Genomic DNA, 12,824 nt, shown 5'->3' on the forward strand with positions numbered 1-12,824 from the left:
ACATTTTCACAACAACCATTTCATCTTATCAGGCTGTCCAGGCCGTGTCAACAAGTTTTTTCAACATGTTTTTCAGCGACCTCATTAATCTATCACATACCTTGAGGGAAAAGCAAGAACTATTTTCACATCATTTTCGTGATCGATTAAGTAAAAAAGAAGAACAGGTATTAATATAACACTTAACCTTTTTAAGTGCAAGTAAAAAAATAGAACCACCTGAGTTTTTCTCAGATGGTTCTATTCTACAAAAGACTAGTCGCGGTTACGCATGTGAGGGAACAATAGTACGTCGCGAATGGAAGGAGAGTTGGTCAACAGCATTACCAGACGGTCAATTCCGATTCCAAGTCCTCCAGTTGGCGGCATACCGTACTCAAGCGCTTCAATGAAATCGTCGTCCATATCATGCGCTTCGTCGTTACCAGCTTCTTTTTCCAAGAGCTGCGCTTCAAAGCGTTCACGCTGGTCAATTGGATCATTGAGCTCTGTAAATGCATTAGCATGCTCACGAGCTACGATAAACAACTCAAAACGATCCGTGAATCGCGGATCGTGGTCATTTTTCTTCGCCAATGGCGAAATCGCCACAGGATGACCGTAAACAAAGGTAGGCTGAATCAACGTATGCTCCAGCTTTTGCTCAAAGAATTCATTCACTACATGTCCGAACGTATGGTGAGGCTCAACGGATACGCCATGCTCTTTTGCCAAAGCACGCGCTTCATCGTCGCTCATTTCCTTCCAGAAATCGACGCCAAGATTTTCCTTAATCAAATCTACCATGTGTATACGACGCCATTTTGGTGTCAGGTCAATCTCATTGCCTTGGTATTGAATTTTCATGGTGCCCAATACTTCCTGTGCAATATGAGCAACCATTTCTTCTGTCAGGCTCATGATATCCTGGTAGTCGGCATACGCTTCGTATAGCTCAATCATCGTGAACTCAGGGTTGTGACGAGTAGAGATCCCTTCGTTGCGGTATACGCGACCGATCTCATACACCTTCTCCAGGCCACCAACGATCAGGCGTTTCAAGTGCAATTCAATTGCAATACGCATATACAGCTGCATATCCAACGCATTGTGATGCGTGATAAATGGACGAGCAGATGCACCACCGGCAATCGCGTGGAGTGTAGGTGTTTCTACTTCCAGATAGCCAAGGTTGTCCAAATAACGACGCATCGAAGTCAGAATACGGCTACGCGTAATGAACGTATCGCGAACTTCTGGGTTTACAATCAAATCTACGTAACGTTTACGGTAACGTGTCTCGATATCTTTGAGACCATGGTATTTCTCAGGCAGTGGACGCAATGACTTCGTCAGGTAGGATAGTTCCTTTGCTTTTACACTGAGCTCACCCGTTTTTGTTTTGAAAACAACACCAGTTACACCGATCATGTCACCGATATCAGCCAAATCAAATACTTTGCTCAGCTCTTCCCCAACAGTATCCTGACGGACGTAGATTTGAATCTGACCGGAACGATCCAGCAGTTGAGCAAAGCTCGCCTTACCCATTCCACGTTTCGCCATCAAGCGGCCTGCAATCGTAACCACGTTCTCTTCCGCTTCCAGCTCTTCCTTGCTCTTTTCGCTAAAAGCTTTCGTTATATCTGCAGCGTGATGCGTTTGCTCGAATTTTTTACCGAACGGATCAAAGCCCCACTCACGCAATTGATTCATTTTGTCGTGACGCACTTGAAGAAGCTCGTGGAGCCCTTCCTGTTGCTGTTCTTCCTGCTGAAGGTCTTGCTCGTTTGCCATTTTACTCACTCCTCTAGAAAATGCCTGCATTAACAATTTTGTACAGACTTTTATAATAGCGATACGGCGTACCTCGCAAAAGGTACGCCATAGATCGACTGCTTACAGGTTAATATCAAGAATCTCGTACTGAATGACTCCTGCCGGTACGTTCACGTCAACAATCGCGCCTTTTGCTTTGCCGAGGAGTGCTTGACCTACCGGGGACTCGTTGGAAATCTTGTTGTTCATCGGATCGGATTCAGCAGAACCTACAATCGTGTAATCCATAACATCACCGAACTCTAGGTCTTTCAGCTTCACGCGGGACCCAACGCTTACAACACCTGTATCTACATCTTCATTTGTGATGATACGGGCATTGCGTAGCATTTTTTCCAACGTCAGAATGCGGCCTTCGATGAACGCTTGCTCATTCTTTGCTTCTTCGTATTCAGAGTTCTCACTGATATCTCCAAAGCTAATCGCTTCTTTAATACGAGCAGCTACTTCCTTACGTTTAACCGTTTTCAAATCTTCAAGCTCTTGTTCCAGCTTTGTTAAACCTTCTGGTGTAAGGATGACTTCTTTTTCAGACATGGTTCAATTCCCCCGTTTTAAAAAATGATTCCATTTATACTGGGTAAAGTACAAAGGATTATATGTAGATGTTCTATACAATATACAGCAGAATGCAATCGTCTGTGAGGTTCAAAGGTAAAGCTGCCAGTGAGGACTGGCAGCTCGGCACCCAATATTACGGAGTATTATAGGATATGAAGGAACCCTTGTCAATGTCTGGAATGAACCACCAGTTTTAGTAGCTGACAGCCTCATCACTTGCTGTTTCCAGCGGTTCTTCGCTGTCATCTGCGTAGTTTTCGATCCAGTCGACAAAGTTCATGAGGACGCTGCGAAGCTCCTCTTCTGTCTCAACCGCATTCACGAGATTTTTCGTGTGCGTCGAGCCCTTCAAGCCTTTCAAGTAATACGCCGCGTGCTTACGCATCTCAAGGACTCCCACTCTCGGACCCTTCAGCGCGATTAAACGCTCTGCATGCAATAAACAAATATTCATCTTTTCACGTGCGGTTGGCTCTGGACCCAGCTCTCCCGTCGTCAGGTATTGAATGGTGCGATACAGCATCCACGGATTTCCGAGCGCAGCCCGCCCAATCATAACACCATCGCATCCCGTTGTATCCAGCATGCGTCTCGCATCCTCAGGAGTAGCCACATCCCCGTTCCCGATTACTGGAATCGAAACGGTTTCCTTCACTCGACGGATCCAGTCCCAGTCCGCTTTCCCTTTGTACATTTGTACGCGGGTGCGTCCATGAACAGCGATCGCTTTGCCGCCTGCACGTTCTACTGCCTTGGCATTATCCAGTACGTACAGATGGTCTTCGTCCCAGCCCAATCTCATCTTCACGGTAACCGGCTTGTCGACCGCATCGACCACAGAAGATACGACTTCATAGATTTTATCTGGATCGAGCAACAGACGCGCACCTGCATCACAGCTCGTAATTTTCGGCACAGGACAGCCCATGTTGATATCAATGATATCCGCGTTCGTGTGCTGGTCTACATATTTCGCTGCACTCACCAAGGTTTCCTTGTCTCCACCAAAAATCTGCAAACTTAGTGGTTTTTCGCGTTCGTCGACAAATAGCATATCTATCGTTTTTTTGTTTCCGTGCACAATGCCTTTGTCGCTTACCATCTCGGCGCAAACTAATCCAGTACCGAACTCCTTGGCAATCAGACGAAAAGCAGGGTTACAGACACCTGCCATTGGAGCGAGCACTACGTTGTTCTTTAATTCAATATTGCCGATTTTCATCTATATTCGCCTCCTTATTCCCGCTTAGTCGGGGTCTTGGAGAGGACAATCCTATCCAAACTTCATTACATCACTTATTTATAGCACATAATTCATCGTAGTCTACCTGTAAAGTGCTGGCGATCTTCCGTAATACAGGCTCTGTTGGCGTACGAGTTCCTCTCTCTAGTGATCCAACAAAAGACAATGACACTCCCATCTTGTCCGAAAGGGACTGTTGTGTATACCCTTTTAGCTTTCGGAAGGACCGGATTCGATTTCCCAGTTGATTGCTCCCCACTCACGTACCCCCTTGTGATCTTCTACCAATAAGGAAAGATAATGATCAATGGTCTGGTTATGCTCAGGTAAAACGCCGCCCTCCCAAACGTCTCGAAGCGGCACGAGTACAAAAGCACGCTCGCTCAGCCCGGGATGAGGAATCATGAGATTGTCTTGCGAAACACGAGATGTCCCGTACAACAGTAAGTCAATATCAATTGTGCGCGGTCCCCATCGTACCGTTCGCACACGACCTAGCTCTCGCTCTACTGACAGAGCCGTCTCTAGCAGCTGATCCGGGCTCTGTTCTGTTTCCACAGCGATCGCCATATTTAGAAATGCATCTTGCTCGACGTAACCAAATGGGTCGGTCTCATAAACAGAGGAGACACGTAGCACGCGAATTCCAGGTTGCTCGTTCAATCTCTGTATCGCCCGGCGCAAGTTCTGTGCCCGATCCCCGAGATTGGAGCCTAGCGCCAAATATGCACAAACTGTCATGAAGCAAAATCCTCTCTTCTACGGATCATCTCAATCGCAACCGACTCATAATGCCCATTGATCGGCGGATTCGGCTTGGTCACTTTTGCTTTGACTTCATGCAAAGGGAATTGCTCCAGTAGACATTCTGCTATCACAGCGGTCAGTTTTTCTACCAGATGAAATCGTTCACCCTCGACAATTTTTTGCACACAAGTAAAGATATCGGCGTAATTGACTGTATCGTGAAGATCGTCACTTGCTCCGGCTCTGGATAAATCAAGCGATAGCTCCAAATCGACATAAAACCGTTGGCCCAGTTCAGCCTCTGCTCCAAACACACCGTGATATCCGTAAAATGACATGCCATTGAAGTAGATTTTATCCACGGTTTAAATGCCCCCTTTTAGCATCGCGTCCATCATCTTCGTAACGCGCTTCATTTCTTTGACATCATGCACCCGTACCATATGACAACCTTTTGCCGCCCCGAGAGCAACTGTCGCTGCCGTACCTTCGACACGTTCATCTACAGGCAAGTCGAGAACATGACCGATCATCCGCTTGCGTGAAGTAGCAAGTAGAACGGGATAGCCCAGCCCTACCAGATCATCCAGCCTGCGCATCGTTTCGAGATTTTGCTCGACAGTCCTTACAAACCCGATCCCCGGATCGAGGATGATTCGCTCCTGCTTTACCCCTGCCTGCAAGGCGATCTGTACGGACTCACGCAGGTCTTTGATATAGTTTGGGAAAAAGTCGTGATAATCCGTGTCTTCGCGGTTGTGCATCAGGATAATGGGCACATCGAGACGAGCAGCTACCTCTGCCATCCGCGGGTCACGCTTCGCTCCCCATACATCATTGATGATATGTGCCCCCTCCATAATAGCCCGTTCTGCAACCGCCGCTTTGTACGTGTCAATGGACAGCGGAACAGACAATTCCTGCGAAAGCATCCGAATGACTGGCAGCACTCTGTCCAGCTCCGTCGCCTCATCGACTGCTTCCGACCCCGGACGTGTCGATTCTCCCCCGATATCAATCAGGTCAGCTCCAGCCTCAACCATTGCACGCGCTTGTGCGAGTGCTGCCTCCACATCGACATAGCGACCGCCATCCGAGAATGAATCAGGCGTCACATTCAAAATACCCATGACTAGCGTACGCTCCCCCAGTGGCAGGACATACTGGCCACAGTTCAGCTCGCGACGCGCACGAAGCTTGGCAGGCATAGCTAAAACTTCCCGTACCTCTGCCGCCAACGCTCGTAGTTCTTCTGTTTGGGTTTTCATATAATCCAACGCCAAATCCATCTTCTTGTGTGAAGCCAACAGCAGCACGTATTTTTTGTCGGCAGTACCTGGTTGGTCTGAGATAACAGCTTCCGCATCGAAAGAGTGCATAATCTCTCTCACACTCTGTGCTGTTGCCCCACTCATGTTTTCCGTGTGAATCTTCAGGCTCGTCCCCGCTTCCGTCATGCGTTCCGCTTCAGGAACAGGAACTCCCCTTTTGACAAGCTCCGAAACCATCTCAGCGAAGGTCGCAGCATGGATTCGAAATGAATTGTATTTCATGATCAAACTCCCTTTTTCCGTCTTCGCACATTGAATAGTAGCATACCATAATTTACTCGCTAGCCGCTACAGACTGACGGTAGGCGCGGTGCAGTTCGCACGAATATGTACCATATGTCGAAGGGACGGAATACCCGTCAATTTCGGTAATCGGAACGATCTCTTGCACGGAATTTGTCGTAAAGACTTCATCAGCGTTGAGCAGCTCCTCCAAGCGATATCGACCTTCTTCGACAGGCATCGATAATTGCTGTGCCAACGCCAAAACATGTCGCCGCGTCACACCATCAAGAATGCCCGTATCAATAGAAGGGGTAAACAACTGGCCGTTCTTGACCCAGAACACATTGCTCACAATTCCTTCCGCCACGAAGCCATCATGCGTCAAAAAAAGACCTTCCACATCGGGACGGGCACCGAGTTCTTGGCGAGCAAGGGCATTGTTTAAGTAATTGTGCGATTTAAAGCGCTGCTGGCCTTCTGCTGTCTGTCTAGCCAACGCCAATGTCTGCAACCGTTTTTGCATGGGAGGTACTGCCAGAGGTGCTACAGGTTTGGCAAATACGAATAAGGACGGGCGCTCGTATCCCCCTGCTACCAAGCCCACTCCTTCTGCGCCTGCCGTAACACTCAAGCGGACGTAAGCATCACGCAATTCGTTAGCATCGATGGTCATCAAGATGGCTTCTGCCAGCTCTTCCTTGGTCCAAGCAGGTTGAATCTGCAACGCAAAAAGCCCGGAACAAAGCCGGGCGTAATGGGCATCCCATAGAAATAGCTTGCGGTCGTATACACGTAATGTTTCAAACAAACCAATACCGTACAAAAACCCGTGATCCAATACCGATACGGTAGCCTCATGAGCCGGACAAATCGTTCCGTTTACATAAACGTGCATCTGCGCTCTCTCCCGATAATATAGTCGAGAGCATCATATCACACTTCCGAAGAAAGCACCGTTTCCTCCGAGCGTTTGCCGTGTACGAAACGCGAGATAGTAATGGAGATTTCATATAAAACGATGAGTGGCACAATTACCATAATATCGGAGAGGAAATCAGGCGGCGTAATGGTAATAGAGATAATCGCGAGCACCAAATAGGCGGGTTTGCGTATTTTAGCCAAGCGATGCGGGTTGAGAATCCCCAAATGGCTCAAAAACAAAACGACAACCGGCAGTTCAAAAAGCAACCCAAACGGCAGGCAAAGATTGAGCATAAAGGTGAAGTAATCGTTCGCTGTAATGACGAGTTCAAAATTCCCGTTGGATAAACCCAACACAAATTTGTACATCATCGGAAATAGCACAAAGTAGGCGAAGGAAAGCCCGAAAATAAACAGCAGGAATAGAGCCGGGATATACATGAGCGCCACTTTTCGCTCTCTTTCTTCCAATGCGGGCACCACAAAACGCCAAACTTGATAAGCGGCAACCGGGATTGTAATCGCAAGCGCACCGACTGCTGCCAGCTTTACATAGATCGACAGGATATCTCCCGGCCCAAGAATCGCCAGCTTTTCCCCTGAATGATTCGCTAACGCCAAATAAATATGATCCACAAATAAAAAGCAGATAACCATACTGACAACAAGAACGGACAGCACAATCAAAATTCTGCGGCGCAGGTCTGTAACATGCTCAAGTATAGGCATCTCTTTGCTCACTCGAACTCCTCCTCATGCGCGGAAAAAGGCAGTGCGTCTCGTGTACGCACCGCCTTCACTCAGGCTGGATTAGTTAATTCGTTTCAACGCTTCTTCTGGAGCCTTCTCTTTTTCATCATCGTCTTTGGTCAAATCTTTTGCTGCGGTTTTAAATTCGGTCAAGGTTCGTCCAAAAGCACGACCGATCTCTGGCAGTTTACTCGGCCCGAAAATCACCAAAGCAATGATCAGGATCAGAATTAATCCAGGAATACCGATGCTCGACAGCATAATCTGTTACACTCCTTGTCCTAGAAACCTGTAATAGCAATCACGCTCGGCATGGCTACTGCATTTCCGCCTTTAGGCCAGTGGCTGGTTGGCCTGTCATACGACTTCAGGTTTTCACCTGGATGCTGCACCGCCAGGAACAGTGTTTTTTCATCAGGGGTGAACCAAGGACCTGTCATTTCAGCGCCTACAGGTGCAGACGCGAATTGTGCGGCTTCTCCCTTGCTGTTACCCGTTGTTGGAATGAAAAACACACCATTGTTTCCAAAGGATTTATAAATGCCGCTGTTCATCGACGAGGACGAGATGTCTGTCACGACCCACAGGTTACCCGCGCTGTCGAAAGCCATGTTGTCTGGCGCCGCAAAACCGCTTTGTGGTCCACCTGCTGCAAAAATCTCAAACGTAAACTCCAAACCTGCATGGTTGTTGTCATTCTCGAATAGGCGAACAATCTGTCCATAGAAGTTGCCGTGCTTGTCGTTGTTGGTCAAGGCAATGAAGACGGAACCATCAATCGGATGCACTTCCAGGTCTTCTGGGCGATCCATTGGGGTAGCCCCTACTGCTTTGGATGCATCGCGGCAGTTGAGAAGCACGTCAGCCTGAGAAACGAACATCGGTTTGCCATCTGCATCGACTGCTTTTTTCAGTGCTTCATTTGTTGCGAAATCCAACGCAATCCACTTGCCCTTACCGAAGTTGGCAACGTACAGTGTACCCTCTTCAAGCAGCTTGGAATTGTTTTTCCCTGCCTTCGGATCATACTTGCCTTTGGATACATACTTATACACGTATTGGTCTTTCGCATCATCCCCCATGTAGACGACCAGTTGTCCAGTCGGCGCCAGAACCATTGCCGTGTTTTCGTGGGAAAATCTGCCCAGCGCTGTATGCTTTTTCGGAGTCGATTTTGGATCAAATGGATCTACCTCAACAACCCAGCCATAATGCTCGGCTTCAGGCAGCTTGCAATCACCGACGACGTCCATGTAGTTTTCCTCGCAGGAAAGAATTGTATTCCACATCGTCACGCCGCCGGAGCAGTTCGCAAATGTTCCGGTCACTTCTTTAGCAATGGAAGCTGCTGGACCCGTCAGCACATGCTTGGTCAGCCCACTTACCCGACGACCATATTTGGAATCGGAAACAAGCTTCCATGTGCCATTTTCTTTTTTGATTTCAATAATGGAACCGCCAAGTGCATACAAGTACTTCTTGATTTGCTCAGGGGTACGTTTGTTGTCATCTGCATCTGCATTCAAATTGTCATAGCCATTTACGTAATATTCCAACTCACCTAAATATTCGTGATTTACCCACAAGAGGCCATGATCGGACTTGCCTTCGATTGGCAGGAAACAGGTGAAGTCGTTGTTGAACCCGAAGGTATCTCCTGCTGCATTGATCTTATCGCCATAGGAAGCCACTACATCGTATTTAAAACCTTCCGGCAGTACAACATCGTCTTTTGTAGTTGGATGAATTTCCTTGAATTTCGGATTGAAGTTATGCTTCTTTGTATCGAGACCAAACAGATGATCGGCCGTTTTTCCTGATAGGGTACCGCTAGCTGCCAGGGCAGGAATTCCTGTTGCTACCGAAGCCAACGCCGCTGTCCCTACACCGAGATAAGTCAAAAACTGTCGACGATTTACATCCATTTACTATCTCTCCTTTTTTACCTTCTTCGGTTTCATTGTACAAGCCGTATATCGAGGAACCATGAATGTTATATAAAGAGTATGTAAATAAAAAACCGCCCTCGAAAAAAGGCGGTTTTCCTGTCCTATCTATGTGTTAACCTGTCGTATGGCGCGCGTATGCAGTAAGGAAGTTCTTCAGCAATTGCTTGCCGTGCTCGGTAATAATCGATTCAGGGTGGAACTGGACGCCCTCGATTGGGTACTCCCGATGGCGCACAGCCATAATTTCACCTTCGGCTGTCCGAGCGGTTACTTCCAGCTCACTCGGAATCGACGCTTCCTCGATAATCAAGGAATGGTAGCGTGCCGCTGTAAAAGGGGACGGGATGTCCTGAAAGATAGTTTTGCCATCATGGAAAACTTCCGACGTCTTTCCGTGCATCAAGCGCTCGGCCCGAATGACTTTTCCGCCAAACACTTGCCCAATGGACTGATGGCCCAAGCAAACACCCATGATCGGAATTTTTCCGGCAAAATGGCGGATCGCATCCATGCTGATCCCCGCTTCATTTGGCGTGCACGGTCCTGGAGACACCATCAAATAATCAGGTGCCAGTCGCTCGATTTCTTCCAGCGTAATCTTGTCATTGCGATACACTTGGAGCTCTTCCCCAAGCTCTCCCACATACTGCACCAAATTGTAGGTAAAGGAATCGTAGTTATCAATCATCAAAATCATCGTACACTCGTCTCCTCTCAACTCATCGTTCTCTGCTCGCTCAACTCAAGTGCTTTCCACAACGCTTCTGCCTTTTTCAATGACTCGGCGTACTCGGCCTCTGGAACCGAGTCAATCACGATACCCGCTCCAGCCTGGACATGAGCTACGCCATCCTTGATCACCATCGTGCGGATGGCAATGTTGACCTCGATATCACCATTGAAGCCAAACCAGCCGATTGATCCCGTATAGACGCCTCGCTTGACTGGCTCCAGCTCTTCGATGATTTCCATCGTGCGAACCTTGGGCGCTCCGGTGATCGTTCCTCCCGGAAAAGTCGCTTCGATCGCATCAAGCGCATCCTTGCCTGCTGCCAGCTCTCCTTTGACGTGAGAGACGATATGCATGACGTGGGAATATTTCTCCACGACCATGAATTCGCTGACCTCCACGCTACCAAAGCGACAGACGCGGCCCATGTCATTGCGTTCCAGATCAACCAGCATGACATGCTCTGCGCGTTCCTTTTCATTATCAATCAGTTCACGGGCCAATGCATCGTCTTGCTCGTCCGTTAATCCACGCGGACGTGTACCGGCGATTGGACGCGTATGCACTTCCTTGCCTTTTACTTTTACAAGTAGCTCTGGCGAGGCACTAACCAATTGAAATTCAGGGAAGCTCAGATAGCCCATATAAGGAGACGGATTCAGCTTGCGAAGCACATCGTACACTTCTGGGGCAGTCACCTGCACCGGCTTACTTTGCCGTACCGACAGATTGACCTGAAAAACATCCCCTTGGGCGATGTACTCCTGCACCCGGCGAACGGCTTCCTCGAATTGGTCTTTGGCAAAGGATACGGACGCTGGCACTAGCTTGGCAAGCGGTCTTTTGCGCAAAGCTTCCCAATCTGTCTCATCGCGATCCATTGCCAATGAAGCAATTGAGTCGATACGTTTTTCCAGCTGGAGTGCTGCTTGTCGATAGCTCTCTTCGGTCAAATTGCCCGCATTCAAATGCGTCAGACAAATGATCTCTCGGGTCTCATGATCAAAGACAAGAAGGTCTTGCATTATCATAACATACAGGTCTGGCAACTGTAAGTCATCAGTCGCTATCTGTGGCAAGCTAGGCTCAAAAAAGCGGTTCATCTCATAGCTAATATAGCCTACAGCTCCACCAGCAAAATCTGGCATACCTGGAAGAACAGGCGTACGGTAACGAGAGAGCAGCTCTCGTAAAGCATTCAATGGGTTTAGAGCTTCTATGCTCTCAATTTTTCCTTCTGGGTACGAAACAATGGTTTCTCCTCGCTGACTACGCAGCGTAGCGATAGGCTCATATGCCAAAAAGGTATACCGCCCAGCTCGTCCACTTTCTAGCAGGACCGCATTTTGCAGAGAAGGCTGTAGTTTTGTGAGCACCTGCCACGGATCAATCGTCGAAGACCATGGTCTACGCAGGGCTAGGGGAACCAACGAATAAGATAAGGCATATGTCTGGCAATCAGCAAAGGTAGGGAACATTCTTCCTCTTCACGCTCCGGTTTTCACTATTTATCCGTTCATTATATAGTTGCCTGACACAAAAAGAAAAGACCACGTCGCCAACGTGCGCTTCGTGGTCATACTGGTATCTTTTTACAATTAATCTTCAAACTGATACAGAGGCGTGGACAAATAACGCTCCCCATTCGAAGGAATGATAGCGATCACTTTTTTACCTTTGCCCAGCTTCGCCGCTACTTGCAGAGCCGCATGGATCGCTGCTCCAGAAGAAATCCCGCCGAGAATGCCTTCCTGACGAGCTACACGACGCGCGGTTTCAAAAGCGTCCTCGTTTTCTACCTTAATGATTTCGTCGTAAATTTGTGTATCGAGAATATCCGGGACAAAGCCAGCCCCGATCCCTTGGATCTTATGTGGACCTGGTTTGCCGCCAGACAAAACTGGCGAAGCCGCAGGCTCAACAGCCACGATTTGTACATTTGGATAGTGTTCACGAAGAACCTGCCCTACACCCGTAATCGTTCCGCCTGTACCGATACCGGAAATAAACGCATCTACGCCGCCGATTTCCTTCGCTTGGTCCAACAGCTCACGGGCAGTCGTCTCACGGTGAATGGCCGGGTTTGCTAGATTTTTAAATTGTTGTGGAATGAAATAAGAGCTATCTTCTTTCGCCAGCTCTTCCGCTTTGCGAATCGCTCCGCCCATCCCTTCGCTGCCTGGTGTGAGAACCAGCTCCGCACCATACGCACGCAACAGGTTGCGTCGCTCCATACTCATCGTCTCTGGCATGACCAGAATAGCACGATATCCTTTTGCAGCAGCAACCATCGCGAGTCCAATACCGGTATTTCCGCTCGTAGGTTCAATGATGGTATCACCCGGTTTTAGACTCCCATCTGCCTCTGCTGCCTCAATCATCGACAACGCAATTCGGTCTTTTACACTGCTGCCCGGGTTGAAGAACTCCAGCTTCAAGTAAATGTCTGCAATATCTTCGGTGACAACACGATTCAGCTTTACAAGCGGAGTAAATCCAATCAAATCGGTAATGGAATTAGCCACGCGCATATGTTCTGCCCCTCCTAT

14 protein-coding genes are annotated in these 12,824 nt (G+C 48.3%); all 14 read right to left on the reverse strand.

Annotated features, from left to right (window positions below; translation table 11 throughout):
* Nucleotides 1–255 precede the first annotated feature (255 nt).
* The 14 genes from lysS to cysK all read right to left on the reverse strand — a co-directional run bounded on the left by lysS (nucleotide 256) and on the right by cysK (nucleotide 12,806).
* The gene (gene lysS, locus HP570_RS28445; protein WP_173627901.1) at nucleotides 256–1,776 is read right to left on the reverse strand and encodes a lysine--tRNA ligase; all 1,521 of its coding nucleotides are present in this window, start codon (nucleotides 1,774–1,776) and stop codon (nucleotides 256–258) included.
* Nucleotides 1,777–1,878: 102 nt separating this feature from the next.
* The gene (gene greA, locus HP570_RS28450; protein ID WP_007725265.1) at nucleotides 1,879–2,355 is read right to left on the reverse strand and encodes a transcription elongation factor GreA; all 477 of its coding nucleotides are present in this window, start codon (nucleotides 2,353–2,355) and stop codon (nucleotides 1,879–1,881) included.
* A 217-nt stretch (nucleotides 2,356–2,572) separates the two neighbouring features.
* The gene (gene dusB, locus HP570_RS28455) at nucleotides 2,573–3,601 is read right to left on the reverse strand and encodes a tRNA dihydrouridine synthase DusB (protein ID WP_012683950.1); all 1,029 of its coding nucleotides are present in this window, start codon (nucleotides 3,599–3,601) and stop codon (nucleotides 2,573–2,575) included.
* Nucleotides 3,602–3,671: 70 nt separating this feature from the next.
* The gene (locus HP570_RS28460; protein ID WP_012683949.1) at nucleotides 3,672–3,881 is read right to left on the reverse strand and encodes a helix-turn-helix domain-containing protein; all 210 of its coding nucleotides are present in this window, start codon (nucleotides 3,879–3,881) and stop codon (nucleotides 3,672–3,674) included.
* The gene (folK, locus tag HP570_RS28465) at nucleotides 3,833–4,363 is read right to left on the reverse strand and encodes a 2-amino-4-hydroxy-6-hydroxymethyldihydropteridine diphosphokinase (protein WP_012683948.1); all 531 of its coding nucleotides are present in this window, start codon (nucleotides 4,361–4,363) and stop codon (nucleotides 3,833–3,835) included. Before folK ends, HP570_RS28460 begins: the two co-directional genes overlap by 49 nt.
* Complete coding sequence (gene folB / locus HP570_RS28470; protein WP_173627902.1) at nucleotides 4,360–4,731, reverse strand: dihydroneopterin aldolase; 372 nt, start codon at nucleotides 4,729–4,731, stop codon at nucleotides 4,360–4,362. Before folB ends, folK begins: the two co-directional genes overlap by 4 nt.
* 3 nt (nucleotides 4,732–4,734) lie before the next feature.
* Nucleotides 4,735–5,922 carry a dihydropteroate synthase gene (gene folP / locus HP570_RS28475; protein WP_173627903.1) on the reverse strand — a complete coding sequence of 396 codons (1,188 nt, stop codon included), beginning with the start codon at nucleotides 5,920–5,922 and terminating at the stop codon, nucleotides 4,735–4,737.
* Between the two features lie 52 nt (nucleotides 5,923–5,974).
* On the reverse strand, nucleotides 5,975–6,820 hold the full coding sequence (pabC, locus tag HP570_RS28480) for an aminodeoxychorismate lyase (RefSeq protein ID WP_173627904.1): 846 nt from the start codon (nucleotides 6,818–6,820) through the stop codon (nucleotides 5,975–5,977).
* Between the two features lie 38 nt (nucleotides 6,821–6,858).
* A complete protein-coding gene (tatC, locus tag HP570_RS28485) occupies nucleotides 6,859–7,587 on the reverse strand; it encodes a twin-arginine translocase subunit TatC (RefSeq protein WP_173627905.1) in 729 nt (242 codons plus the stop codon).
* Nucleotides 7,588–7,656: 69 nt separating this feature from the next.
* The gene (tatA, locus tag HP570_RS28490) at nucleotides 7,657–7,857 is read right to left on the reverse strand and encodes a twin-arginine translocase TatA/TatE family subunit (protein ID WP_017247013.1); all 201 of its coding nucleotides are present in this window, start codon (nucleotides 7,855–7,857) and stop codon (nucleotides 7,657–7,659) included.
* A 20-nt stretch (nucleotides 7,858–7,877) separates the two neighbouring features.
* Nucleotides 7,878–9,521, reverse strand: coding sequence for a PhoX family protein (locus HP570_RS28495; protein ID WP_173627906.1), 1,644 nt, complete (start codon nucleotides 9,519–9,521; stop codon nucleotides 7,878–7,880).
* Between the two features lie 136 nt (nucleotides 9,522–9,657).
* A complete protein-coding gene (gene pabA / locus HP570_RS28500; protein ID WP_012683942.1) occupies nucleotides 9,658–10,242 on the reverse strand; it encodes an aminodeoxychorismate/anthranilate synthase component II in 585 nt (194 codons plus the stop codon).
* A 17-nt stretch (nucleotides 10,243–10,259) separates the two neighbouring features.
* Entirely contained in the window at nucleotides 10,260–11,753 is a 1,494-nt protein-coding gene (locus HP570_RS28505) for an anthranilate synthase component I family protein (RefSeq protein ID WP_173627907.1), read from the reverse strand.
* A gap of 120 nt (nucleotides 11,754–11,873) precedes the next feature.
* The gene (cysK, locus tag HP570_RS28510; protein ID WP_012683940.1) at nucleotides 11,874–12,806 is read right to left on the reverse strand and encodes a cysteine synthase A; all 933 of its coding nucleotides are present in this window, start codon (nucleotides 12,804–12,806) and stop codon (nucleotides 11,874–11,876) included.
* Nucleotides 12,807–12,824: the final 18 nt, after the last annotated feature.

This window comes from Brevibacillus sp. RS1.1 (assembly GCF_013284365.1).
GTDB classification, from domain to species: domain Bacteria; phylum Bacillota; class Bacilli; order Brevibacillales; family Brevibacillaceae; genus Brevibacillus; species Brevibacillus brevis_D.